Source organism: Nisaea sp., assembly GCF_034670185.1.
Classification (GTDB): Bacteria; Pseudomonadota; Alphaproteobacteria; order Thalassobaculales; family Thalassobaculaceae; genus Nisaea.
Genome location: NZ_JAXMNY010000004.1, coordinates 451,886 through 477,252 on the forward strand (window position 1 = coordinate 451,886; position 25,367 = coordinate 477,252).

General features: G+C 61.2%; 18 protein-coding genes. 12 read left to right on the forward strand and 6 right to left on the reverse strand.

What is annotated here, in order from left to right; genetic code table 11:
• Positions 1-17: 17 nt before the first annotated feature.
• From VOI22_RS18515 to VOI22_RS18525, 3 genes are all read right to left on the reverse strand, one after another.
• Positions 18-1,058, reverse strand: coding sequence for a substrate-binding domain-containing protein (locus VOI22_RS18515; RefSeq protein ID WP_323797916.1), 1,041 nt, complete (start codon positions 1,056-1,058; stop codon positions 18-20).
• 120 nt (positions 1,059-1,178) lie between these two features.
• Entirely contained in the window at positions 1,179-2,675 is a 1,497-nt protein-coding gene (locus tag VOI22_RS18520; RefSeq protein WP_323797917.1) for an ATP-binding protein, read from the reverse strand.
• Positions 2,676-2,879: 204 nt separating this feature from the next.
• Positions 2,880-5,144, reverse strand: coding sequence for an NADP-dependent malic enzyme (locus tag VOI22_RS18525; protein WP_323797918.1), 2,265 nt, complete (start codon positions 5,142-5,144; stop codon positions 2,880-2,882).
• A gap of 330 nt (positions 5,145-5,474) precedes the next feature.
• Here VOI22_RS18525 and mutS point away from each other — a divergent pair, with 330 nt between their 5' ends.
• Positions 5,475-8,120, forward strand: a complete 2,646-nt coding sequence (gene mutS, locus VOI22_RS18530; RefSeq protein ID WP_323797920.1) for a DNA mismatch repair protein MutS — start codon at positions 5,475-5,477, stop codon at positions 8,118-8,120.
• On the opposite strand, the gene VOI22_RS18535 is transcribed toward mutS, so the two are convergent.
• A complete protein-coding gene (locus tag VOI22_RS18535) occupies positions 8,117-9,310 on the reverse strand; it encodes an FAD-binding oxidoreductase (RefSeq protein ID WP_323797921.1) in 1,194 nt (397 codons plus the stop codon). The two genes, mutS and VOI22_RS18535, sit on opposite strands and share 4 nt — an antisense overlap.
• A gap of 156 nt (positions 9,311-9,466) precedes the next feature.
• Here VOI22_RS18535 and VOI22_RS18540 point away from each other — a divergent pair, with 156 nt between their 5' ends.
• From VOI22_RS18540 to trpS, 3 genes are all read left to right on the forward strand, one after another.
• Complete coding sequence (locus VOI22_RS18540) at positions 9,467-12,295, forward strand: [protein-PII] uridylyltransferase (RefSeq protein ID WP_323797922.1); 2,829 nt, start codon at positions 9,467-9,469, stop codon at positions 12,293-12,295.
• Between the two features lie 66 nt (positions 12,296-12,361).
• On the forward strand, positions 12,362-13,927 hold the full coding sequence (murJ, locus tag VOI22_RS18545) for a murein biosynthesis integral membrane protein MurJ (protein ID WP_323797923.1): 1,566 nt from the start codon (positions 12,362-12,364) through the stop codon (positions 13,925-13,927).
• 80 nt (positions 13,928-14,007) lie between these two features.
• Positions 14,008-15,009 (forward strand): tryptophan--tRNA ligase, encoded by a 1,002-nt coding sequence (gene trpS, locus VOI22_RS18550; protein WP_323797924.1) that lies wholly within the window; start codon positions 14,008-14,010, stop codon positions 15,007-15,009.
• Here the strand turns inward: trpS and VOI22_RS18555 are convergent.
• A complete protein-coding gene (locus tag VOI22_RS18555; protein WP_323797925.1) occupies positions 14,999-16,240 on the reverse strand; it encodes an adenylate/guanylate cyclase domain-containing protein in 1,242 nt (413 codons plus the stop codon). The genes trpS and VOI22_RS18555 overlap by 11 nt on opposite strands.
• A 295-nt stretch (positions 16,241-16,535) precedes the next feature.
• Here VOI22_RS18555 and VOI22_RS18560 point away from each other — a divergent pair, with 295 nt between their 5' ends.
• A complete protein-coding gene (locus VOI22_RS18560; RefSeq protein WP_323797926.1) occupies positions 16,536-17,093 on the forward strand; it encodes a NifU family protein in 558 nt (185 codons plus the stop codon).
• Between the two features lie 132 nt (positions 17,094-17,225).
• Positions 17,226-18,191 (forward strand): glucosaminidase domain-containing protein, encoded by a 966-nt coding sequence (locus tag VOI22_RS18565; RefSeq protein WP_323797927.1) that lies wholly within the window; start codon positions 17,226-17,228, stop codon positions 18,189-18,191.
• A gap of 10 nt (positions 18,192-18,201) precedes the next feature.
• Here the strand turns inward: VOI22_RS18565 and VOI22_RS18570 are convergent, their stop codons facing one another.
• Entirely contained in the window at positions 18,202-19,236 is a 1,035-nt protein-coding gene (locus tag VOI22_RS18570; RefSeq protein ID WP_323797928.1) for a polysaccharide deacetylase family protein, read from the reverse strand.
• A gap of 170 nt (positions 19,237-19,406) precedes the next feature.
• Between VOI22_RS18570 and tsaB the strand changes: the two genes are divergently transcribed.
• From tsaB to VOI22_RS18600, 6 genes are all read left to right on the forward strand, one after another.
• Entirely contained in the window at positions 19,407-20,108 is a 702-nt protein-coding gene (gene tsaB / locus VOI22_RS18575) for a tRNA (adenosine(37)-N6)-threonylcarbamoyltransferase complex dimerization subunit type 1 TsaB (protein WP_323797929.1), read from the forward strand.
• Positions 20,105-20,581 carry a ribosomal protein S18-alanine N-acetyltransferase gene (rimI, locus tag VOI22_RS18580; protein WP_323797930.1) on the forward strand — a complete coding sequence of 159 codons (477 nt, stop codon included), beginning with the start codon at positions 20,105-20,107 and terminating at the stop codon, positions 20,579-20,581. Before tsaB ends, rimI begins: the two co-directional genes overlap by 4 nt.
• Positions 20,582-20,942: 361 nt before the next feature.
• On the forward strand, positions 20,943-21,758 hold the full coding sequence (locus VOI22_RS18585) for a GNAT family N-acetyltransferase (RefSeq protein ID WP_036554204.1): 816 nt from the start codon (positions 20,943-20,945) through the stop codon (positions 21,756-21,758).
• On the forward strand, positions 21,755-22,672 hold the full coding sequence (locus VOI22_RS18590) for a lysophospholipid acyltransferase family protein (protein ID WP_323797931.1): 918 nt from the start codon (positions 21,755-21,757) through the stop codon (positions 22,670-22,672). The genes VOI22_RS18585 and VOI22_RS18590 overlap by 4 nt, the downstream gene beginning before the upstream one ends.
• Positions 22,673-22,868: 196 nt before the next feature.
• Positions 22,869-24,305: a tRNA (N6-isopentenyl adenosine(37)-C2)-methylthiotransferase MiaB gene (gene miaB, locus VOI22_RS18595; protein ID WP_323797932.1), complete on the forward strand. Its 1,437-nt coding sequence runs from the start codon at positions 22,869-22,871 to the stop codon at positions 24,303-24,305.
• Positions 24,302-25,324, forward strand: coding sequence for a PhoH family protein (locus tag VOI22_RS18600; protein ID WP_323797933.1), 1,023 nt, complete (start codon positions 24,302-24,304; stop codon positions 25,322-25,324). Before miaB ends, VOI22_RS18600 begins: the two co-directional genes overlap by 4 nt.
• Positions 25,325-25,367: the final 43 nt, after the last annotated feature.

Here is a 25,367-nt window from a genome sequence, read left to right on the forward strand (position 1 = left end):
CTCTCCCGTGAGACCAATTACATGGTCAGGTTGGTCTTGTTGGCAGCGGCCGCGCGATACTTCTCGCGGTCGGCGCCCGGCAGCGGGATCAGACCCTTGTCGGTCAGGTATCCTTCGTCGCCGATGGCTTTTTCGCTGGTGAACTCAGTGACATATTCCTGGATGCCCGGAACCACGCCGATATGCGCGGACTTCACGTAGAAGTAAAGGGAGCGGGAGATGCCATAGTCGCCGCCAGCGATGTTTTCGAAGGTCGGGGAAACGCCGGCGACGTTCGCGCCTTTGATCTTGTCGCTGTTCTGATCAAGGAAGCTGAAGCCGAAGATACCCAGGGCAGCCTGGTTAGCCTGAAGCTTCTGAACGATCAGGTTGTCGTTCTCGCCTGCTTCGATGAACTTGCCGTCTTCCCGCATGGAGTCGGAAATCTTGCGGAAGCCCTTCTTGTCGGCCTTGCGCATGTCGGCAAGCATCTTGAAGGACTTGGCGCCCGGGCGCATGGCCAGCTCGACGAAAGCGTCGCGGGTACCGGATGTCGGAGGCGGGCCAAGCACTTCGATGGCCTGATCCGGCAGAGACTTATCGATATCGGACCATTTGCTGTACGGGTTCTTGACCATCTTGCCGTCAACCGGAACTTCAGCGGCGAGGGCCAGGAAGATCTGTTGCTTGGTCAGGTTGAAGTCGGCGCCGCCCTTTGCGTTGCCGATGACGATTCCGTCAAAACCGATCTTCACTTCAACGATGTCGGCAACGCCGTTCTTGGCGCAAAGCTCGACTTCGGATTTCTTGATCCGGCGCGAAGCGTTGGTGATGTCCGGATGCTGGACGCCCACACCGGAGCAGAACAGCTTCAGACCGCCACCGGAACCGGTGCTTTCGACGACCGGCGTCTTGAAGCCGCTGGTCTTGCCGAACGTTTCTGCAACGGTCGTGGAGAACGGGAATACGGTCGAGGATCCGACGATGCGGATCTGGTCGCGGGCTTCAGCGGCCGCTGCAACAGCGATAACGCCGGCGAGGGCGAGCGGGATAGCCTTGATAATTGAGTTCCTAAGCACGATTTTGCCTCCGGGACAAAGGAGTGTGATCGATCAGGCCCGGCACATTGCAGGCCGGGTCGCCCCGTTACCTACGCCTGTCAGGAGTCCTAATTACTACGGATATGTGAAGGTTTTGTTTCAGCCGGCGGCGAAAGTTTGCGATTTTGTGACGGCAGGGGCCCTGCACGGAATGTAGACCGTGAAAGTGCTGCCTTCGCCGACCTTGCTGTCAATGGTCAGGGCGCCGCGGTGGCGGCTGACAATGTGCTTCACGATGGCCAGACCGAGGCCGGTGCCGCCCATCTCCCGAGAGCGTGCGGTGTCCACACGGTAGAAGCGTTCGGTGAGGCGCGGGATATGTTCCCGCGGAATGCCATCACCCTGGTCCGAGACAGAGATCGTGGCGACATGATCCGCCTGCAAACTTAACGATGCGGGCAGATCGCTGGCAACATCTGCACGGATGGTGACGACGCTCTTATCACGGCCATACTTGATCGCGTTCTCGAGAAGGTTCTGAAGCACCTGAGAGATTTCATCACTGTTGGCGATCAGGGCCGGTAGATCGGGATTGATATCGAGCGCGATGCGAATTCCGCGCCGTGCCGCGGTGAGTTCCGCGGCCGCGGTCAGATGCTCTGCTAGCGGACGCAGCGCCACTTCTTCATTCGGGGCCGTATGCTCTGCTGTCTCGATCCGGGAGAGTGACAGCAAGTCCGTGACCAGCCGGGTCATGCGGCTGGTCTGTTGCTCCATGATCTCAAGAAACCGCTCATGCGCGTCCAGATCGTCCCGTGCCGGCCCGCGCAAGGTTTCGATGAAGCCATGCAGGGTCGCCAGCGGTGTTCGTAGCTCATGGCTGACATTGGCGACGAAATCGACGCGCATGCTTTCGATCCGGCGGATTTCGGTCAGGTCCCGGAAAATCACCAGTGCAGAGCGTTGCTCGTCCTGTTCATTGGGAAGGGCTTCGATCCGGACATTGAAAACCCGATGCACCGGGTCCGAGATGGAGATCTCGACCGTTCGGTTCCCGCCTTGTGCAAGGACCGCGTTGCCGGCCTCGAGCAAGGCGGGGTCGCGTGCGACATGGGAGAGTTCACGCCCCATGATACGGCCGCCAAAGCGGTCGCGGGCAGCCTTGTTCATACTTTGAACGCGGCCTTTGGCATTCAGGAAGATAAGCGGGTCCGGGATATTGTCGATGATCGAGACATGACGCTCGTTCAGTGCCTGAAGCTGCGTGCGCCGGTCTGCTGTCGCCCGGAACAGGCGGGTCAGAGCGGCAGCGAGCTCTGCGGTTTCCCCGATCCCGTCCGCGATGTCGGACAGCACGTCGCCGGTCTTTGAGGCGCGTTCGGGTGCGCTGGAACCGGCCCGGCGCTGGATATGGCGCTTGATGGCGTCCAGCAGACTATAATGCCGCCGCACGATGCCCATTGCTATAATCAGTGCAACGATCCAGGCGCCGACCGCATGCCAGGGCTCGACGGCATCGAGAGCGGTGATCGCGCCGAGTGCGATCGCGGCCGGCATCGAAACCACCAGGCCGCCACGGAACACATCCCAAAGCGGCAGTGCCACCGGACCGTCGTTCTTGGCTGAGGAATCTGTTTCGATCGGCTGTTCGCTCATCGGTTTTTTTGATCAATTGGCGGTTTTACGCCGGGCGGCCAGCGCTCCTGCGCATTGATCGCATTCTCTAGCGCCAACGGTATGACAGTTTCTATCATATGGGTCGGAAAACACGGACCCCAGCCTAAAATAGGCACGAAAATGTATAAAAGAGGCCTTTCGCGCCGGTTATGGCGCGAAAGGCGGATCAATGTAGCAAGAGATCTATTTCCCGAGTGCGGTATGGGCTGCGATGGCCGCGGCGTTGACCAGATCGGTAACGGTCGCGCTCATCTGTACGATCTGCACCGGCTTCTCCAGTCCGACCAGCATCGGTCCGATGACGGCGGCGCCGCTCATCGACTGCAGCATCTTGTAGGTGATGTTGGCGGAATGCAGGGCCGGCATGACAAGAACATTGGCCGGGCCGGTGAGACGACAGAACGGATAGTTCCGCTTCATCGCCTCGTAATCGAGGGCGATATCCGCGGACATTTCGCCGTCATACTCAAAATCGACACCGCGCGCGTCGAGGATTGCGACCGCATCGCGGATACGCACAGCCTTCTCACGGGGCGGATAGCCGAAGTTCGAGAAGGACAGCAGCGCGACGCGGGGTGTGTGGCCAAAGGCCCGCGCATGTTCCGCCGTCTGCACGGCAATATCGGCGAGTTCCTCGGCGCTCGGCAGCTCGTTCACGTTGGTATCGCTGATGAAGATCGTGCGACCTCGGTTGATGACGATGGAATAGGTCATCAGCTGCTGACCCGGCTTCGGGTCGAGCACGCGGGTGACATATTCGTGGGTCACGCCGAAATTACGGGTCAGGCCGGTCACCATTGCCTCGGCATGTCCGGAGGCAACCATGCAGGCGCCGAACACATTTCGGTCCTGATGCACCATGCGCTGGCAGTCGCGCTGGATATGCCCTTTGCGCTGCAGGCGCTTGTAGAGCATCTCCGTATAGGCTTCGTTGTGCTCAGACAGCTTGGCGTTGTTGATTTCCAGCGTCTCGGCGCCCTTGATGCCAAGCTCGATGATCTTCTCCTTGATCACATCTTCCCGGCCGACCAGCACCGGAATGCCGTAGCCGCCATTGCGGAAGGTGACGGCGGCGCGGATCACCCGCTCCTCTTCGCCCTCGGCGAAGACGACGCGCTGCGGATTGGCGCGGATTCGGTCGAAGATGACCTGCAGGCTGGAGGAGGTCGGGTCAAGCCGGGCGCCGAGTTCGGCCCGATAGGCATCCATGTCTGCGATCGGATTGCGGGCAACGCCGGTATCCATGGCGGCCTGAGCCACGGCGGAGGAGACCTTGACGATCAGGCGCGGATCGAACGGCGCCGGAATGATGTAGCCCTCACCGTAATGCAACGTGCGGCCATAGGCCTTGCCGACCTCGTCCGGCACGTCCTCGCGGGCGAGTTCCGCCAGAGCGTTTGCGGCGGCGATCTTCATCTCGTCATTGATCTCGCTCGCCCTGACGTCGAGAGCGCCTCGGAAGATGTAGGGGAAGCCGAGCACGTTGTTGACCTGGTTCGGATAGTCGGACCGGCCGGTGGCGACAATGGCGTCCGAGCGGACTGTGGCCACATCCTCCGGGGTAATTTCCGGATCCGGGTTGGCCATAGCGAAGATGATCGGCCGGTCGGCCATGTCTTTCACCATGTCCTTGGTCATGGCGTCCTTCGCCGAGAGACCGCAGAAAATGTCCGCGCCCTTGATCGCTTCGGCAAGCGTGCGCATCGGGGTGTCGACGGCGTGCTTTGATTTCCACTGGTTCATGCCGGCATCGCGGCCTTGGTAGATCACGCCGCGGCTGTCGCACAGAATGACGTTCTCGTCCTTCATGCCCATGGATTTGAGCAGTTCGACGCAGGCAATGGCGGCGGAACCGGCGCCGTTCACCACCATCTTGGAGTTCTCGAGCGTGCGGCCGGTCAGGTCCAGCGCGTTGATCATGCCGGCGGCGGTGATGATCGCCGTGCCGTGCTGGTCGTCGTGAAAGACGGGAATGTCCATCAGCTCTTTCAGGCGCTGCTCGATGATGAAGCAGTCGGGCGCCTTGATGTCTTCCAGATTGATGCCGCCGAAGGTCTTGCCGAGGAAGCGGACGGAGTTCACGAACTCGTCGACATCCTTGGTGTCGACCTCAAGATCGAAACCATCGATATCGGCGAACCGCTTGAACAGCACCGCCTTACCTTCCATCACCGGCTTCGCCGCCTGTGCCCCGATATCGCCCAGGCCGAGGACGGCAGTACCGTTCGAGATGACGGCGACGATATTGCCCTTCGCCGTATATTCGTAGGCCTTGCTCTCGTCCTTGTTGATGGCGAGGCAGGGATAGGCCACTCCAGGGGAGTAGGCGAGCGCCAGATCGCGCTGCGTTGTCAGGTTTTTGGTCGCGGCGATTTCAAGTTTACCGGGGCGGCCGGAGGCATGAAATTCCAGTGCTTCAGTCTCAAGCATGCGCTTCGCATCATCCATGACGCTTCCCCCAAGGGCTTGGTTTATTGGGCAGACCGCCATCGGTCCGCGCGGAACAATCGGAACCAAATTACTGAACGATAGGCCCCGCTCGCGCCACGGGCAATTTCATATCATGGGAAGAGGTTCCAAAAATGTAGGGAAACAGGTGTCGTTCGGCATTGGAAGTTGCCTCGAACGTCGTGTTATGGTCGCCGCCTTTTCCCGCAATCAATTGGCCCTAGCGACTTTTTGGCAGTGAATACGATCTCCCAAGCAAATCCGCAGACAGGGGGCGGGCAGACCGCCGCCACTGGCGCAGCGTCCCATGACCGCGCTTCGGCGACCCCTATGTTCCAGCAATATTTTGAGGTCAAGGACGCCCATCCGGACGCTCTCCTGTTCTATCGCATGGGCGATTTCTACGAGATGTTCTTCGAGGATGCCGAGGCGGCAGCCGCTGCTCTCGACATTACGCTCACGAAACGAGGTCAACATGGCGGCGAGCCGATCCCGATGTGCGGCGTTCCCCATCATGCCGCCGAGGGCTATCTGGCGCGCCTGATCCGCAAGGGATTCCGGGTTGCCATCTGCGAGCAGACGGAAGACCCGGCGGAAGCCAAGAAGCGTGGCGCGAAGTCGGTGGTCCGGCGCGCAGTGGTGCGCGTGGTCACGCCGGGTACCATCACCGAAGACGCGCTGCTCGATGCCCGCAGCAACAATTACCTGGCGGCCCTGGCCATGGCGCAGGGCGGTCTCGGCCTGGCCTGGATCGATGTTTCGACGGGCGATTTTCATGCCCAGCCTGTTGCCATGAACGGTATTGGCGCTGCTCTCGCCCGGGTCGGGCCCAGCGAATTGCTGGTTCCCGAAACACTGATGGAAGCGTCGAGCGGTCTCGGCGGCGTTCTTGAAGACTGGCGCGCGGCGGCAGTGCCGCAGCCCGCCAGCCGTTTCGATAGCGAGAATGGCCGGAAGCGGCTCGAAGCGCTGTTCGAAGTCGCGTCGCTTGAAGGGTTCGGAGCATTTGAGCGGGCCGAACTGGCGGCGGCCGGGGCTCTGGTCGACTATCTCGAATTGACCCAGATCGGCTCCATGCCGCGACTGTTGCCGCCGCGCCGTTGGCAGGCCGGCGGTCTCGTCGAGATTGATGCCTCTACCCGGCGGAATCTGGAGATCTTGCGGACTCTCAGCGGCGAAAAGCGTGGCGCCCTGCTGAATGTCATAGACCGCACGGTGACAGGTGCCGGTGGGCGCTTGCTGGCCCAGCGTCTTTCCGCGCCGGTGACCGATGTCGCGGAAATCGGTCGCCGTCTTGATGCGGTGGCGCATTTCCGGGAGGGCGAACGGCTGCGCGGAGAGATCCGTGAGACGCTGAAGGCCTTGCCGGATGTGGAGCGTGCTCTCTCCCGTGTCGCGCTTGGACGCGGCGGGCCCCGCGATCTGGCAGCGGTCCGTGACGGGCTGTCCGGAACCGGCCCGTTGCGCGATCAGCTGGCCCGGGCCGATGCCATGGCCGGTGGTCTGACCGGCGATGTCGGCGGCGCGCCAGAGGAAGCGCGGTCGATCTTCGAGGAGCTCGGCTATCACGAGGTGCTGGTCGACCGGTTGACCCGTGCTCTGGCGGCTGATTTGCCGCTGCTTGCCCGCGACGGCGGCTTTATCGCGTCAGGCTATGCGCCCGAGCTGGACCGGCTGCGCACGCTGCGGGACGAAAGCAGACGTCTGATTGCCGGGCTGCAGGCTCGTTACGCAACGGAAACGGGAGTCAGTGCGCTGAAGATCAAGCACAACAATGTGCTTGGGTATTTCATCGAAGTGACGGCAGCGCATGGTGAGAAGCTGATCGGCCGGGAGAATTTCATCCATCGCCAGACCATGGCGAATGCCGTGCGTTTCAGCACTGTGGAACTGGGTGAGCTGGAACGGGATCTGTCTCAGGCGGCTGACAAGGCCGTGGCGCTGGAGCAGGGCCACTTCAAGGAACTGGTCGATGCTATCCTGGCCGAGGCCGGGGCGGTGTCCCTGGCGGCCGCAGCGCTGGCCCGGCTCGACGTGGCGACAGCGCTGGCGGAGCTTGCCGTCGAGCGCCGGTATTGCCGTCCCGAGGTGGACGGCTCGCTCGCTTTTGAAATCCGTGGCGGGCGGCATCCGGTGGTCGAGGCACTCAATCCCGGAGACAGCGGGTTTGTGCCGAACGATTGCGTGCTGGAAGATGCACAGCGCCTCTGGCTCATCACCGGCCCGAACATGGCCGGTAAAAGTACATTCCTTCGCCAGAATGCCCTGATCGCCCTGATGGCGCAGGCCGGGTCCTTCGTGCCGGCGGAAGCGGCGCATATCGGTGTTGTCGATCGTCTGTTTAGCCGGGTGGGGGCAGCAGACGATCTGGCCCGCGGCCGCTCCACCTTCATGGTGGAGATGGTGGAAACCGCGACCATCCTCAATCAGGCGACGGAACGCTCGCTGGTCATTCTCGACGAGATTGGCCGGGGCACGGCGACGTTTGACGGCTTGTCCATTGCTTGGGCGACGGTAGAGCATCTGCATGAGATCAGCCGGGCGCGGGCGCTTTTCGCGACCCACTATCACGAGCTGACCGGCCTTGAAGCGAAGCTTGGCAGCCTGTCCTGCCACACCATGCGCATCAAGGAATGGAACGACGATGTCGTCTTCCTGCATGAGGTGGTGGCCGGTGCGGCCGATCGGTCCTACGGCATCCATGTCGCCAAACTGGCCGGCTTACCGCCGGCGGTGGTCGCGCGGGCGGAGGAAGTGCTGAAGCTTCTGGAACAAAGCAAGGCGTCCAGTAACGCTTCCAGCCTTGCCGAGGAGTTGCCTCTGTTTCAGGCGATGGCGCCGGCAAAGCCGCAGGTGCAGCAACGGGTCAGCCCGCTCGAAGCGCGACTCTCGGAGATCCGGCCGGATGACCTCACGCCGCGTGAGGCGCTCGATTTGCTGTATGAGCTGATTTCGTTACGAGATCAGAAGAATTAGACGATATTGCGCTCCAGAACCAGGGCGCCGCTTTCGAACCGCTCAAAGCAGAAGCGGGACAAATCGATGGTTTTGAATGCGCCCGAGATCAGCAATTCCGCCATTGCCCGGCCGACGGCCGGTGCCTGTTGCAGACCATGGCCGGAAAAGCCGTTGGCGAAGTAAAAATTCGCAAGCGCGGGATGCGCGCCGACAATGCCGTTCTGATCGACATTGTTGTAATCGTAATATCCGGCCCAGGCCCCGGACAGTTTGATGGTTTCGAAGGCTGGTATCCTGTGTGCGAGGGTCGGCCAGACCACCTCCTCGAACCAGTGATAATCCACGTCGATATCGTTGGTATCCCCGTCCTGATCCTGATCCGCGGGGGGCGAAACCCCGCAGATATACCCGCCGCTCTCGGGCCGCACGTAAACGCCGGTCGGGTCGATCAGCAGAGGCACGGCCGGGTCCAGCGGCTCACGGCAATCGAAGACAAAGACATTGCGTTTGCGGGGGGAGACCGGCAGCGCGACGCCGGCCAGTGCCGCGACCTTGCCTGCATTGGCGCCCGCTGCATTCACAACGGTACCGGCGGCAATGCGCTGCCCATCTCCGAGGATCACCGCCGCGATCCGGCGGTAATTATGCTCCAGGGCAATGACTTCGCCCTCAAGATACAGAACCCCGAGGTTGCGGGCCTTGCGCTTGAAAGCCTGCATCAGGGTGTTCGGGTCAATCCAGCCCTCGCCCTGCCTTCCAAACGCAGCACCGGCAATGCCGTCAAGATTGAGCCAGGAGAATTGTTTCTCAAGTGAAACGAGGTCAAGCAGGTCAATCTCGCATCCATGGCGAGCCTGCTCTTCGTGGTTCTGAACAAGGACCTCAAGCCCGTCCGGTCCGGCAAGGAAGAGATAGCCGCCCTCGCGGAAGCCGGGATCGGGGCATTCTCCGTCCACGGACAGATATTCCGCGAGGTGGGTTACGAAGTGATGGCCGAAAAGGCCGATCTCGATGTTTTCGGGATTGGAGAATTGCTGGCGGATGCCGCCCGCTGACCTCGGTGTGGACGCCTTTTCGTAGCTCGGGTCTCGCTCAATCACGGTTATCGTGCCGGGCCCGGCCGGGTTGGCGGCAAGAAAATACGCAATCGCGCTGCCGATCACGCCGCCTCCGATGATAACAACATCGCTGTTTCGGTGATCTGCCAAGGCGCCCTACTCCGGAAAATCAGGGGAACATACCGTGCTCGTCATATCGCTCAGCTGTTCGCGCGTCCAGCCCGCTCCAAACCCGTGCGGGACATGGCGCGCCTGGAGAAATTGCACTAAGGTTCGTTAAGAATTTATGCGAGGTGTGAGGATTATATGGCTTCCGATCAATCACTGCCGGTGAGCGAGCCGGTTACGGATGCTGCCATCATCACGCCGCCTCCGAAAATCAAAAGCCGAAAAAAAATTATCGACCCCGTGGAGCTCGAAAAGGCCGTCGACGCCCTGTGGGAGGCAGCCGACAAGCCGGAAGGTTTCCGCACCGAACTGCTCGCGCTGTTGCGCCGGACTGTCGATGAAGGCCGTTCCGAGATCGAGCGCCGGTTTCTTGACAGCAATGACGGCGCCGAGGCGATCCGGGCCAATGCCTACCTGATGGACGTGCTCGTCCACAGCGTCGCCGGGACGGCGACGCAGAAGATCTACAAGAATGCCAATCCAACCCAGGGCGAGCAGATCTGTATTGCGGCGGTCGGCGGTTACGGGCGTGGCGAGATGGCACCGTTTTCCGATCTCGATCTGCTTTTCCTGCTACCCTACAAGCAGACGCCATACAGCGAGCAAGTCGTTGAATATATTCTCTATTTGCTCTGGGATTTGCGACTGAAAGTCGGTCACTCGACCAGATCCGTCGATGAATGTGTGCGGCAGGCCAAGGCGGATATGACGATCCGCACCTCCCTCCTCGAACTGCGCTATCTCTGGGGTTCCGAGTCTCTCTTCGCCGATCTTCGCGAGCGTTTCCGGAAGGATGTCGAAACCGGCACCGCGATGGAATTCGTCGAGGCCAAGCTGGCGGAGGCGGAAGAACGACACGAACGGCTCGGCGATAGCCGTTACGTTATCGAACCGAACATCAAGGAGGGCAAGGGCGGGTTGCGTGATTTGCACCGCCTGTTCTGGATCGGCAAGTATGTTTACAAGGTCGACAAGGTGAAGGATCTGGTGGACCGGGGTGTTCTGACGGCGGCGGAGGCTCGGAAGTTCGCCAAGGCCCAGAAGATGCTCTGGACCATCCGCTGCCATCTTCACTATCTGACTGGCCGGGGTGAGGAACGCCTGACCGTCGATCTTCAGACCGAGATCGCGAAGCGCATGGGCTATACCAACCGGGCCGGAGCGGTCGCGGTCGAGCGCTTCATGAAGCACTATTATCTGACCTCAAAGGATGTGGGCGACCTGACCCGGATCTTCTGCGCCAATATCGAGGCGGAAAATCAGAAACGGCCGCGCCTCAGGCTCTCCTGGGCATTTTCCCGCAAGCCCGATGTTGGCGATTTCCGGGTTGACGGTGACCGTCTCAACGTCACCGACGACGAGATGTTTTCGCGTGATCCGGTCAATCTGATCCGCTTCTTCCACACGGCCCAGAAACATGACCTGGAGCTACATCCCTATGCGCTCCGGCTGGTGACGCAGAACCTGAAGAAAATCGACAAGGAGTTGCGGAAGAACGAGGAGGCAAACCGGCTCTTCGTCGAGATGCTGGAGGCGCCGCAGGGGCCGGAGCGGATCTTCCGGCGGATGAACGAAGCCCAGGTTCTCGGCCGATTCGTGCCGGATTTCGGCCGGGTCGTCGCCCAGATGCAATACGACATGTACCATGTCTATACGGTCGACGAGCACACCATCGTTATGCTCGGTATCCTGCACAAGATCGAGAAGGGCGAGTTGGCTGACGCGGCGCCGATCGCCAGCGAGGTCGTGCACAAGGTGCTGTCGCGCCGGGCGCTCTACGTCGCCGTCTTTCTGCATGATATTGCCAAGGGGCGTGGCGGGGACCATTCCAAGCTCGGTGAGCGGGTGGCCCGCCGGTTGTGCCCGAGACTGGGGCTCACGGATGAGGAAACCGAGACTGTCGCCTGGCTGGTGCGCTGGCATCTGCTGATGACCTATGCGGCCTTCAAGCGTGACGTGAACGACCCGAAGACGGTGCAGGATTTCTCCGCCATCGTGCAGTCGCCGGAACGGCTGCGTCTGCTGCTGGTGCTGACTGTCGCCGATATCCGGGCGGTCGGGCCGAATGTCTGGAATGGCTGGAAGGCGGCGTTGCTGCGCGAGCTTTACTGGGCGGCTGACGGCACGCTATCTGGCCTCGGCGAGGAGGCTGGCCGCAAACGGCGCACGGAAGAGGCCAAGAACGCTCTGGCAGAAATGCTGCCAGACTGGTCGCAAACGGAAATCGAGTGGTATCAGGCCCTCGGCTATCCGGATTATTGGCTGGCCTTCGACGCGGAAGCTCATGTCCGCCATGCCCGGATGGTGCATGCGGCCGAGGCCGAACAGCGGGACCTGGCTGTCGAGAGCCGTGTCGACACTGCCCGCGAGGTGACTGAAATCACCGTCTATACCTCTGACCATCCGGGCCTGTTCTCGCGGGTGACCGGGGCTATGGCAGTTTCCGGCGCGAGCATCGTCGATGCCCGGATCGCGACCTTCAGCAATGGCATGGCGCTGGATGTGTTCTGGATCCAGGACGAGGACCGCAAGGCCTTCGACCGGCCGGACAAACTGGCGAAACTCTCCGTTGCCATTGAACAGGCCCTGACAGGCCGGCTGAATCTGCTGTCCGAACTGGTGAAGCGCCGGCGCAACATCGAACGCCGGGCCCGGGTTATGAAAATCCCGACCCGCGTTCTGATCGACAACAAGGCAAGCGTGACCCACACCGTGATCGAGGTGAATGCGACGGACCGTCCCGGCGTGCTCTACCGGATCGCGCGGGCACTCCGGGAAATCAAGCTGCAGATTTCGTCTGCCAAGATCTCGACCTACGGGGAAAGCTTTGTTGATGTGTTCTATGTGAAGGACCTGTTCGGGCTGAAGATAGATTCCGAGACACGGATCCAGGAGATCCGCAGCGCACTGCTGACGGCGCTTGCCGAGGACGCCGCTTCCCCTCCGGGAGAAAGCAACTCGTCTTGAGCGCCGCGATCACGCCCAGATTGACGCGCATTCCTCTCCCGCCCTCGACCTGAAGACAGAGCTGACATGTCCCTGATCCGCGCCGCTGCGACCGTTGGCAGTTTTACCATGATGAGCCGGGTTACCGGCTTTGTTCGCGATGTCCTGATCGCCGCCATTCTCGGTGCGGGGCCTGTGGCGGATGCGTTCTTCGTCGCTTTCAAGCTGCCGAACTTCTTCCGGCGGCTGACGGCGGAGGGTTCCTTTACGGTTGCCTTCGTGCCGCTTTTCGCCGGGACTCTGGAAGCAGACGGCGTAGCGGCGGCCAAACGCTTTGCCAGCGAGGTGCTGGCCATGATGTGCGCCGTGCTGTTGGCCCTGACCCTTGCCATGCAACTGACCATGCCCTGGGTCATGCATGTGATGGCGCCAGGATTCGTTGCGACTCCGGATCGTTTTTCGCTGGTGGTCGAGTTGACCCGCATTACTTTTCCCTATCTGCCGCTGATCTCCCTGGTCGCGCTCTATGGCGGCATTCTCAACAGCATTGACCGGTTTGCGGCCATGGCGGCGGCGCCGATCCTGCTGAACCTGATCCTGATCGGCGCCATGGTCGGCTTCGCGGACCGGCTGGAGACGCCGGGCCATGTACTGGCCTGGGGGGTGGCGGCCGCCGGTCTGGCGCAGTTGGTCTGGCTGATCGCGGCGGCGCGGCGCGATGGCTGGACCCTCACGCTCCGTCTGCCGAAGGCGACACCGGGTGTGCGCAAGCTGTTCCGCCTGATGCTGCCGGCCATGCTCGGCGCTGGCGTGGTGCAGATCAATCTGCTGATCGACATGGTGCTGGCCTCGACCCTGCCGCTCGGCTCGATCTCCTTTCTCTATTACGCGGACCGGGTGAACCAGCTTCCGCTCGGGGTAATCGGTGTTGCTATCGGCACGGCGCTCCTGCCGATGCTGTCCCGGCAATGGCGGGCGGGCGATGGCACGGCGGCGCTTGAGACGCAAAACCGGGCGCTGGAATTCGGTGCTCTGCTGACCGTTCCGGCCGCAGTTGGCATTGGAGTGCTGGCAACTCCGATCATCACGGTCCTGTTCGAGCGCGGCGCTTTCGAGGCTGCGGATACGGCTGCCACGGCTGCGGCGATGATCGCGTTTGCCGGTGGTTTGCCGGCTTTCGTGCTGGTGAAGGTGTTGCAGCCGGGCTTTTTCGCCCGGGAGGATACGAGAACCCCGGTGAAGGTCGCGGCGGCGGCAGTTGTGCTCAATCTCGTGCTGAACCTGATCCTGATGCAGTATCTCGCCCATGTCGGCCTCGCTCTGGCGACGGCGATTGCCTCCTGGATGAATGCCCTGATGCTGGCACGTCTGCTCGGCCGGGACGGCGCCTTCCATCTGGATGCCCGCTCCCGCAGGCGTCTGCCCCGGATCCTGCTCTGTGCACTGCTGATGGGCGGCTGTCTCTATGGCGCGCTTCAGCTTGCGGAGCAAACGGTCCCCGGTCTTTTCTCGGGCGCGGCCGCCGGAATTGCCGGTCTGATAGCCTTGATCCTGCTGGCGGTGATTGTCTATTTCGGCTCGGCACTTATTACCGGAGCCATGCGTTTGTCGGATATGCGCGGGGCGCTCCGCGGTAATCGTCGCCAGAGCTGAACCAGTCCGGCCTTGACCGCCGGCCAGCCTCCCGCAATAAATCAGGCCCTTTTTCGCTTCAACCCTATGGATCGCGTCAGATGAACCGCATCTTCTCGGGCGTTCAGCCCACCGGTAACCTGCATCTCGGCAATTATCTGGGTGCGATCCGCAACTGGGTTCAGTTGCAGCGTGACTACGACTCGATCTTCTGCGTCGTCGACATGCACGCGATCACCATGCCGCCGCACGATCCTGCAGAGCTGCGCCGCGCCACCCGCGAGGTTGCTGCCGGCATGATCGCGGCCGGGGTCGATCCCGACGATTGCATCATCTTCAACCAGTCGCAGGTCCCGGCCCATGCCGAGCTGACCTGGATCTTCAACTGCGTCGCCCGCATCGGTTGGCTGAACCGGATGACCCAGTTCAAGGAGAAGGCCGGCAAGAACCGCGAGAACGCGACCGTCGGCATCTATGACTACCCGATCCTGATGGCTGCCGACGTGCTCGTCTATAAAGGCACCCACGTGCCGGTAGGCGACGACCAGAAGCAGCATCTTGAGCTGATGCGCGACACCGCGCAGGCTTTTAACAGCATGTATGGCGTCGATTTCTTCCCGCTGCCGGAGCCGATGATTTTTGGTTCCGCAACCCGGGTGATGAGCCTGCGTGACGGCACCAAGAAGATGAGCAAGTCCGATATTTCGGAATATTCGCGCATCAACATGACCGACGAGGCGGACGACATCGCCCAGAAGGTCCGCAAGGCGAAGACTGACCCGCTCCCGATCCCGGAGACAGCGGAGGAACTGGCGGACCGGCCGGAAGCCCGGAACCTGATCTCGATCTATGCGGCCCTTTCGGGTGTCGAGACGGATGCGGTGCTGAAGGACTTCGCCGGTAAGGGCTTCGGCGATTTCAAGAAATCCTTCGCCGAGCTGGCGGTCGAGGTTCTCGGGCCGATCGGCTCCGAGATGAAGCGCCTGACGGACGATCCATCTTCCGTCGACGCGGTTCTCCGCAAGGGCGCCGAGCGGGCCCGGGAAATCGCCGAGCCGGTCATCGAGGAAGCCAAGGAAATCGTCGGCTTCCTCAAGCCGTAACGGATTCCACACCGTAGGGCGCGAAGATTTCCACCGGCGCGCGCAGGCCGCGGATGGGATGTCGTCCGAGCGGTTTCACCGGCAGCTTTACCATCCGGGCGATCAGATCCGATGCAACGATCGGGTGGCCCAGTTCCTTGGCAAGACCCTGTAGCCGGCTGGCCAGATTGACCGCCGGTCCGATGACGGTGAAGTCCAGCCGGGTCGGGCTGCCTATATTGCCGTAGCTGACATCGCCGACATGCAGGCCGAGCGCGTGTTCGATCACCGGCTTGCCATGTTTTTTACGGATGGCATTGCGGCCGCGCAGCAGAGTCTGCGCTTCGATTGCCGCCTTCAGTGCCGAATCGGCGTCTTTTTCGGCGCTGTCCGGGCCGAGCGGGAAGATGGCGAGCAGCCCGTCGCCGATGAATTTCAGGATTTCGCCGCCGCGTTCCTCGATCGATTGGGACATTACTTCGAAGTAATCGTTCAGCAACGAGATGATCTCGGGTCCGGGCAGGGCGTCCGAGGCCGCGGTGAAGCCGCGCACATCGGCATAAAGGATGGCCGCACGGATGGTTTCCGTGCTGCCGCGCCGGATCGCACCGTTCAGCACCCGCCGGCCGGTATCGTGCCCGAGATAAACCTGCAGCAGTTCCTCAGTCAGTTTCTGGCGTTCCAGGATTTCGATCCTGAGAGCCAGCACCGGAAGCAGGCTATCGAGGATGCTCAATTGCTCGGTCGTAAAGCCATCCTCGGTATCCGTGGTCCAGGTCACGAAATTGATCTCACCGTCACTGAATTTCAGCGGCATGGCGACATAGTCGGTCGCGCCCTGCTGTTTCAGGTCCATCAGAACGGGATAGTCCAGCGGGACGGTGGAGTCCGTTAGCCGGCGGCGGATGGCGCCCGCACCGTTGAAGATCACGGGCAAGGGGCTGGTCTTGAAGCTTTCCGTTTCCTCGATACCGTGCAGCACCATCAGCTCTTCCGGATCGCGCATTGTCTTGCGCCAGATAACGCTGCGGCCGTTTGCCTGCGGATGCAGCGTGCGGATGAAGCAGGAGGCCCGCTGAAGCGGCATGCCCTGGACGACCAGGAGGTGGCAGAGATCCCGCATCAGGGCGCGCATCGAGAGGATGCCGGTCGAGCGCTCCAGCAGCCAGCGACCGGGCGGCAAAGCCAGATCGTCTTCGGTGAGCGCGCTGCCGGTCGGGAGCAGGTCCGCCGGGTCGGCACCGTGATGCATGATGCGGATATGAGGCCGCGCGGAGTCTTCGGGAAGGTTCTGCGCCAGGGTCGCTCTCCGTTGCTTGATTGGGTGCCCGGTATGGAAAGACTGTCTTTCCTTGCGCCCGAAATGCAATTTGATGATAAGGCAGGCGGACGATTGCAAAAAGTGGGCTTGAAATCCGCGCCGGCAAGGTCACTCTATATGGTACCAATTTGGTGCCCGGCGATATGCGGCACTGTAAGGACGTGATGGCACTGGCGCCCGGAAAAGAAGGCGCCGACCGGAGCGAGCCTCTCAAGGAGAGAACGGAATGTTCATTCAGACTGAAGAAACGCCGAACCCGGCAACGCTCAAGTTCCTTCCCGGACGGGAAGTCATGGGAGCCGGAACCGCGGAGTATCGCTCCGAGGAAGAGTCGGCCGGCAAATCGCCGCTGGCGGAGCGCCTGTTCGATGTCGACGGTGTGAGCGGTGTTTTCTTCGGCGGCGATTTCGTTACTGTGACGAAACGGGATGACAAGGAATGGTACCTGATGAAGCCGGCTGTGCTCGGCGTCATCATGGAGCATTTCACCGCAGGCCGCCCGGTCGTGACGGAAGATACTAATTCCGGCCATGCCAGTGACGGTGAGGACAGCGAGGTGGTCTCCCAGATCAAGGAACTGCTGGATACGCGCGTGCGCCCGGCTGTTGCCATGGATGGCGGCGACATCGTGTTCGAAAGCTTCGACGAAGGTGTGGTGACGCTTTTCATGCGCGGCGCCTGCGCCGGCTGCCCGAGCTCAACCGCGACCCTGAAAATGGGTATCGAAAACATGCTGCGCCATTATATCCCGGAAGTCCGCGAGGTTCGCGCCGCCGCCATGTAGCGACCGCATGCGGCGAATGGCAGCTATGCCGTAAACGGGGTGGCGGGGAATAAACAACACAGTTATCTAAAATGCCGCCCACTGTCAGCAGAATGCGTCGTGGCACTCCCCATCACTGAATGTTGCGTGCACATGCCGTCATTTCACATGGCCGCTTTTGTCGGCGGTATCATTCTGCTGGCAAGTCAGGTCCCCGGACTAATCGACAGCACCCAGCCGGCCCCTGCCAGCTTTTCTGTAGAGAAGCCGCCTGCCGAGAGCGTGGTTGTTCCTGCCAACGCCCCTCTGGACGTTGCGAAAGCGGATGACTTCGAGGTGGTTTTGCAGGAGACCGGGTTCGATTTGAACGATATCCGGCGGGGCTCCGATCTGGTGCCTGCGGTTTATCTCGCCAGTTTGCCGGAAGATCTCGGCAGTCTTGACCAGGTCAAGCGCAAGAAGCAGCTCTTCTTCTCCGCCGTCTTGCCGCTCGTCCTGCGCGCCAATGAAAAAGTAGCGCGTGAGCGCGTGAAGCTGATTCGGTTCCGGGACCGTGCCCTTGATGGCGCGCAGCTACGGCCGGTTGAGCGGGAGTGGCTGCTGGAGCTTGCCGACAGCTATGGGGTTGATGCAGAGGGTGCTGAAATTGGCCCCGGCCTGTTTGCCAAACTTCTGCTCAAAGTCGACGAAATCCCGGTTTCGCTCGCTCTGGCGCAGGCGGCTGTGGAAAGCGGCTGGGGAGCCTCCCGCTTTGCCCGCAATGGCAACGCATTGTTCGGGCAACGGGCATGGACAGAGAAGGCAGGCATCGCTCCGAAGGAGCGCGCCAGTGGTGAAAAGCACGTCGTGCGCAAGTATGACAGCCTGCTGGGTTCCGTTGCGTCCTATATCCACAACCTGAACAGCCATCCGAGCTATCGAGATCTCCGGTTGCGCCGCGCCTCGCTGCGGGCAACGGGACGGGCGCTCGACGGCAATGTGCTTGCCGGCGGACTGCTGTCCTATGCGGAAATCGGCCAGGAATATGTGGATATGCTGCGTCTTGTGATCGCCAAGAACAGGCTGGGCGATTTCGAGGGAGCAATCCTGGAACGCCCCCTCGTAACCGTATCCGGCTAAAGCCCCGTTCTTATTTCGGCACAACGAACTGTGTGCCGAACCAGCGCCATCTGTTGTCCGGTCCGGGCATCGTGCAGTTGATGCGCGAGCGGCCCGGCGGGAAGGCCTGTTTCAGCCGAACCTCAACCCGCTGTTCCAGATACTCGAGATGGGTCTCGCCTTCGCTCGACGCGAAGCAGGACAGGCTGCTCGGATCGCCGATAGAGCTGTCTAGGGTAAAGCCAAAGGCTGGCGGGTTTTCGCCCAGCAGCGGGTCCTTCGGCAGAACGTCGGATACAGGCAACGGCAGGGCGTTGGTGACCAGGCGGAACCGGTCGATCCCGCCATACCGTTCGTTCAGGGCGAAACGCGGCAGGGTCAACGGGTCCATGCCGTCATAGGCAACGCCGGAATGCTGACCGAAAGCCGCGTTGAATCCCGCATCCGCGACTGCCTTGCGAACCATCAGGCTGTATTCACCGTACGGATAGGCGAAAAGCGCAGGCTTTTCCTTAAGTTCCTCGACGAAACGCTGGTTTGAATCGGCCAATTCGCGATCCAGCGCCTGGCGGTCCAGCGTGGTCATGTGAGGGTGCGACTTGGTCTGGCTGCCGATGGTCACGCCACCGTCTTTCAGCTCCCTGATCTGGTCCCAGCTCATGTAGCCCTGGACCTTGCGGTCGATGACGCCGGTGGAAACGAAGAGGGTGAATGGCAGACCGGCGGCTTTCAACCGGGGCCAGGCGTGCTCGTAGACGGAGAGATAGGCATCGTCGATCGTGATCGCGATGGTGTGATCGGCGAGTGGTTTACCGGTTTTCAGCGCTTCGATGATCTCCGGCAGCGGACGGACCTTGTACCGCTCCTTCTTCAGCTCCTCGAGATGCTCCTCGAATTGAGCGATGCGAATGCTGGTCGAAGGATAGTCGTTCTCTCCGAACCGGTGATACATGGTCACGACGGCGCCGGAAACCTCTTCGGCTGCTGCGGGCCCATCCATCGGGCTTGCAAGATAGGCGACAAGTGTCAGGGCGGCCGTGATGGCTGTCCGGATCTTTCTTGGCATGGAAGCTCCACTACGGAAGGCGCGGTGAAAATGCATGCAGTATGGCATAAACGCTATATTCCCTTGCTCTCGTCCGCCAACGTGGTTTACAGGCGGCGATGCGATTGGAAAAGTTGCACTTTCAGGCCGCTCTGTCACCCTAACATACGCTATTTGCGGCGGAAATTAAGATGCTCTCTACTTCCGGTACAATTATCGGCATCGATTCCAGCACCGGTGCCTGCTCTATTGCGGTGTGTCGTGGCGGCACAATGCTGGCTCATTTCCACGAAGACATGACGCGCGGCCAGTCCGAGCGCTTGGCGCCAATGGCGGAAGCCGGACTCGCGGCGGCCGGGCTTGGCTTTCCGGATCTGGATGCCATAGCCGTAACGCGCGGACCGGGCTCCTTCACGGGACTTCGAATCGGTATGGCTTTCGCCAAGGGTCTTGGCCAGGCACTTGGTATTCCGGTTTTCGGGGTTACGGGGTTTGACGCGGTTGCCCGGGCGGTTTTTGCAACAGAAGCCGCCGCTGGCCATGGCATCGCCGTTATTCTGGAAAGCCGGCGGGCGGACCTGTTCCTGCAGATATACACCACTGGCGGGGCTCCGGACGGCCCTCCGGTTGCGTTGCCGCCGGAGGATATTGCAGCCAGGCTTTGCCAGGAAGGCGCCGCTCCGTTGCTGCTTGCCGGCGACGCGGCGGACAAGGTGCTGGCGGTTCTCGATCAGGCGAGCGCGGCAATGCTGCGCAGCAGCTTGATAACCGCACCGGATGCCCGGGAGGTTGCCTTGATCGGATTGGAAATGGCAGGGGACGGTGACATTCCGCCGGCGCTGCAACCGCTGTATCTCCGGGCGCCGGATGTAACGGCGCCGAGGGCTGGATGACGGAGCTGGACGGCTACAGGCTCATCGGGGATATCGAAACCTATCTCGACGATGCAGCAGCACTGCATGAGGCTATTTTTGACAGGCCCTGGTCGCAGGACGCTTTGCGGGACTTGCTTGCGATGTCCGGTGCAGACGGCGCGGTCATCCTTGCCGGCACGCGCGATCCGGCATTTGCCGGATTTGTCATTTTCCAATGCATCGGCGATTTTGCCGAAATACTGACCCTTGCCGTTGCCCCGGATCATCGGGGAAGGGGGTTGGCGCGCTCTCTGGTGCAGCAGGTGTTCGCGCGTGCCCGCGAAACCGGGGCCGAAAAGGTGATGCTCGAGGTGCAGGACGGCAATTTGGCGGCAATCCAGCTCTATGAAAGCCTTGGAATGACAGCTTTTGACCGGCGCCGAAACTACTACAAAGCGGCGGACGGTAGCCATGCCGATGCCATAATGATGCAGCTATTCTTCGATAATTGATGGCCCGAGAGGCCGCGAGCCGTGAAGAGGTCCCGAAATTATCCGGATTCGTGCGGGTTTCGAGTGCAACCAGTTTGTCATCAGAGTGTGTGAAAACTGTCACCGTTCAGTCGGTATAAGCCGATACCGGGTGGCTTCTTGGGGTCCCGTCCGGCGCGCGTTTCCCCTACCGTTAGGGGGATGTTTCTCGTAACGGGATTACGCGTAGCTATATCTGAGGAATGAGAGTGCCGCTGCGCGGTACAATTGGCTCCGATAGCCTGTGGCCTCGACAACAGGGATGCGACAAATCATGGGATTCTCGATTCCGACGAGAACAGCACTTTCCGAAACCACTGCGGCCGAAACCGCACCGGTCGTGATGTCTGGGACGGCGCCGCTGTCTGACCAGACGCTCGTCTCCGGCTCGCTCGAAGTAAAGATTGCGACGACCGAGGAAGACATCCACGCAGCCAAGCGCCTGCGCTATCAGGTCTTCTATGAGGAAATGGGCGCGATTCCGTCCCCGGCTGCACGCGCGAGCCGTCTGGATGAGGATCCGTTTGACGATGTCGCGGATCATCTTCTGGTGCTGGACCACACGCGCGGCAAGGGCCCCGAGGCCGTGGTCGGGACCTATCGCCTAATCCGCCGTGCCGGTGCTGTTGAGGCGGGCGGTTTCTATACCGCCGACGAATTCGATATTGCCAAACTCGAAGCGCAGCCTGGCGAGATTCTCGAGCTCGGGCGTTCCTGCACTGCGGATGGCTATCGCACCCGCCCGACCATGCAGCTGCTCTGGAAGGGCATTGCCGCCTACGTGTTCCAGAACGACATTGCCGTGATGTTCGGCTGCGCCAGCCTGCCAGGCAATGACGCGGCCGCGCTTCGGACTCAACTCGCCTATCTGCATCACAATCATCTGGCGCCGGAGCGGATCCGTGCTTCCGCGCTGGCGGAGCGCTACACCGAGATGAATCTGGTGCCGGCCGAGGAAATCGATGCACGTCGCGTTGCTGCCGCGCTTCCGCCTCTGATCAAGGGGTATCTGCGGCTTGGCGGCTATGTCGGTCACGGGGCCGTGGTCGATCATCAGTTCAACACGACCGATGTCTGTGTCATCGTCGAGACCAGCAATGTCTCCGACAAGTACTACAAGCATTATGAACGCGAGGCGCGCGGGGTCGTTATACAATGAGTGTCGCCGGTGCCCTTGAGGAGTTGAATGAAGACGACGTCTTTGTTGATTCCGGATTGCTCGGGACCTGGGATCGTGGGGCCGAACCGGCGGAAGCAGCGGGCATGATCGCTCCGTCCCGGAGCCTGCTATGGCGCAGGCTCGCGCTCTATAGCGCCCTGACGCTTGGCCTGCTGCCGGTCCAGGTGCTGGCACTGGCTCTCCGGGCGCCGCTCTCGGCCAGTCTGCCGCTTTTCTATCACAGCCTCTGCGCCCGCCTGCTTGGCTTCCGGGTCCGGACCAGCGGCACGCCGCTGCGCAAGGGATCGGTGCTCTATGCCAGCAACCATGTCTCCTATTTCGATATTGTCGTGCTGGGCAGCCTGCTGCGCGCCAGTTTTATCGCCAAGAGCGAGGTCAAGACCTGGCCGGGTTTCGGTCTGCTTGCGACCCTGCAGCGCACTGTTTTCGTTGAGCGACAAAGAGCCCGCTCGAAGGAACATGCGGACGTCATCGCCGACCGCCTTTCGTCGGGCGACCGGCTGATCCTGTTCCCCGAAGGCACGAGCAATGACGGTAACCGGACGCTGCCCTTCAAGAGCTCATTGTTCGCTGCCGCCAAGCCCTCCCGGAGCGCCGCATCGACCCGTTCCGATCTACGCATTCAACCGGTCTCTGTGACCTACACCCGGCTGAACGGGATGCCGATGGGGCGCGGGCTCAGGCCGTTCTATGCCTGGTATGGCGACATGGATCTGGTGCCGCACCTGCTCGACGCGCTGGCGCTCGGCCGGGTTGATGTCGATGTCGAATTCCATGAGCCGGTGGACCCTGCGGAATTTCGAAACCGCAAGGAACTGGCCGCGCATTGTCAGCGCATTGTCGCCAATGGTGTTTCGCGGGCGCTTTCCGGCCGCAGTGACGTTACGTCCTGACCCCACATCCTGACGCGGGAGCGCCTTTCGAAATTCGTCACATCAGACCGGTTACGCGGCTTGACTGGACGCCTCCCGGTGTTAGCATTTCGGGGATGAACAGAAACGCACGCTGGAATTTCAGTTGCACTCGGCGTATTGCTCCCGCCGTACCCTTGAAATTCGACCCTTCGAGCGACCATAAGGCGCGGCGCGCGTGAGCAAAAAACTCTACATCAAAACCTACGGCTGCCAGATGAACGTCTACGACAGTGAGCGTATGACAGACAGTCTGGCGTCACTCGGCTATGACCCGGTAACAACCCCGGACGATGTCGACATGGTGATCCTGAACACCTGCCACATCCGGGAAAAGGCGACGGAAAAGGTCTTTTCCGAACTCGGCCGAATTCGCAAGGAAAAGGAAGCCCGCGCAGCGGGCGGAAAGCCTTTGCTGATCGCGGTCGCGGGCTGCGTTGCCCAAGCCGAGGGCGAGGAAATCGTCAAGCGCGCACCCTATGTCGATCTGGTGTTCGGACCGCAGACCTATCACCGCCTGCCGGAGCTGGTCCGCGCGGCTGAAGAAAAAGCGGCGGATTACCGGGCGACATCGGGCGGACGCGGTTCCCGCGGTGCCGGTGTCGTCGACACCGATTTTCCGGCGGAGAGCAAATTCGATCATTTGCCTGAAGAACGTCATTCGAATGCTGCTGCCGCGTTCCTCAGCATCCAGGAAGGCTGCGACAAGTTCTGCAGCTTCTGTGTGGTGCCCTATACGCGCGGCGCTGAATTCTCCCGTCCGGCGGACCAGGTGCTCGCCGAGGCGCGGCGGCTGGTGGCCGCTGGTACGTCGGAACTCACCCTGCTCGGCCAGAACGTCAACGCTTATCATGGCGAGGCGGGCGGCGGTGAATGGGGTCTCGGCAGACTGATCCGGGCGCTGGCCGAGATCGATGGGCTGGAACGCATTCGCTACACCACCTCGCATCCGAACGATGTGGATGACGACCTGATCGCCGCGCATCGCGACGTGCCGCAGTTGATGCCTTTTCTGCATCTTCCGGTGCAGTCCGGCTCCGACAGTGTGTTGCGGCAGATGAACCGAAAGCATGATGCGGATTCCTATCGCCGCATCGTCGACCGGCTGCGCGAAGCCCGCCCGGACCTGGCCTTGTCGTCCGATTTCATTGTCGGGCACCCGGGCGAGAGCGACGAGGATTTTGCCGACACACTCAGACTTGTAACGGATGTCGGATACGTTCAGGCCTATTCGTTCAAATACAGTCCGCGCCCCGGCACACCAGCGGCCGGGACGGACCTGCAGATCGACGACGCTGTGAAGTCAGACCGTCTGGAAACCCTGCAACAGCTGCTGAATGCGCAGCAGCTTGCCTTCAATGTGGCCAGTGTCGGCGCGGTCCAGCCGGTGCTGGTCGAGCGCAAGGGACAAAAAGAAGGTCAACTTGTTGGCCGGGGTCCCTATATGCAGGCCATACACTTTGCCGGACCGGACCGGTTGATCGGTGCGATTGCCGATGTCCGGATTGAACAGGGACACGCCAACTCTCTTTCGGGAACCGCGGTGATCGGCGAATGGGCCGGCGCGTCAGGCCCGACAACGCTCACCTCCGACCATGAAAGGGCGATTGCTTGAGCATCATTGACGAGGCCACCGAAGTCATTCATCTGGAATTTGCCGACCATGATCTGGTGCCGGCTTTGCTCGGCGAGCACGATCGTAATCTGGCGCGAATTGAACAAAAGCTTCAGGTTTCGATTTCCTGCTTCGGAAACAAGGTCACCGTTGAAGGTGAAAAAGATGCGGTGGTTACGGCGCAATCCGCGCTGACCTCGCTTTATCGCCGCCTTGAAGGGGACGTCAAGGCCGGTAAGAAGCTCAAGGCCCTCGATTTTGGGACTGTCGACGCTGCCGTGAAGTGGGCGCAGAACACGGGCGACGCCGCAAACGGCGACAGCAACGGTTTCAATGATCGCTCCGCCTTCGTGCCGACGTGGAAACGGGCGATCCAGCCGCGTTCACCGAACCAGCACCGCTATATCCAGGCCCTGTCGAAAGATGAACTCGTGCTTGGCCTTGGACCTGCCGGTACAGGCAAGACCTATCTGGCCGTTGCCATGGCTGTTTCCATGCTGATGGAACGCAGGGTCGAGCGGCTGATCCTGTCGCGTCCGGCGGTGGAAGCGGGCGAGCGGCTCGGTTTCCTGCCCGGCGATATGAAAGACAAGGTCGATCCCTATCTTCGTCCGCTTTATGACGCGCTTTACGACATGATGCCGGGCGAGCAGGTCGAACGGCGGCTTGCGGCCGGTGAGATCGAAGTGGCGCCGCTCGCCTTCATGCGAGGCCGGACGCTCGCCAATTCCTACATCATCCTGGACGAAGCGCAGAACACAACGCCGACCCAGATGAAGATGTTTCTGACCCGTCTCGGCGAGAATTCGCGGATGGCGATCACCGGCGATCCGTCGCAGGTTGATCTGCCTTTCGGAGCGAAATCGGGTCTGACGGATGCGATGCATGTGCTTGGCCGAATTCCCGATGTCAGCCTCATCGAGTTCACGGCCAGAGACGTTGTGCGCCACCCGCTGGTAACGAAAATCGTCAATGCGTACAGTGAACGTGAATCGACCCGTCTTGACGGGTCCAGTTAGAGAAAACAATGGAGTGTCCGCGCGTGCCCGACGAACCGGAGCC

Excerpts from the sequence above, each read along its gene's own strand:
- rimI (WP_323797930.1), top strand. The coding sequence starts at position 20,105 with ATGACGGAGCTGGACGGCTACAGGCTCATCGGGGATATCGAAACCTAT.
- VOI22_RS18540 (WP_323797922.1), top strand. The coding sequence starts at position 9,467 with ATGGCTTCCGATCAATCACTGCCGGTGAGCGAGCCGGTTACGGATGCT.
- tsaB (WP_323797929.1), top strand. The coding sequence starts at position 19,407 with ATGCTCTCTACTTCCGGTACAATTATCGGCATCGATTCCAGCACCGGT.
- VOI22_RS18590 (WP_323797931.1), top strand. The coding sequence starts at position 21,755 with ATGAGTGTCGCCGGTGCCCTTGAGGAGTTGAATGAAGACGACGTCTTT.
- VOI22_RS18570 (WP_323797928.1), bottom strand. The coding sequence starts at position 19,236 with ATGCCAAGAAAGATCCGGACAGCCATCACGGCCGCCCTGACACTTGTC.
- VOI22_RS18525 (WP_323797918.1), bottom strand. The coding sequence starts at position 5,144 with ATGGATGATGCGAAGCGCATGCTTGAGACTGAAGCACTGGAATTTCAT.
- VOI22_RS18560 (WP_323797926.1), top strand. The coding sequence starts at position 16,536 with ATGTTCATTCAGACTGAAGAAACGCCGAACCCGGCAACGCTCAAGTTC.
- VOI22_RS18555 (WP_323797925.1), bottom strand. The coding sequence starts at position 16,240 with ATGCATCACGGTGCCGACCCGGCGGACCTGCTCCCGACCGGCAGCGCG.
- trpS (WP_323797924.1), top strand. The coding sequence starts at position 14,008 with ATGAACCGCATCTTCTCGGGCGTTCAGCCCACCGGTAACCTGCATCTC.
- mutS (WP_323797920.1), top strand. The coding sequence starts at position 5,475 with ATGTTCCAGCAATATTTTGAGGTCAAGGACGCCCATCCGGACGCTCTC.
- VOI22_RS18585 (WP_036554204.1), top strand. The coding sequence starts at position 20,943 with ATGTCTGGGACGGCGCCGCTGTCTGACCAGACGCTCGTCTCCGGCTCG.
- VOI22_RS18565 (WP_323797927.1), top strand. The coding sequence starts at position 17,226 with ATGCCGTCATTTCACATGGCCGCTTTTGTCGGCGGTATCATTCTGCTG.
- murJ (WP_323797923.1), top strand. The coding sequence starts at position 12,362 with ATGTCCCTGATCCGCGCCGCTGCGACCGTTGGCAGTTTTACCATGATG.
- VOI22_RS18520 (WP_323797917.1), bottom strand. The coding sequence starts at position 2,675 with ATGAGCGAACAGCCGATCGAAACAGATTCCTCAGCCAAGAACGACGGT.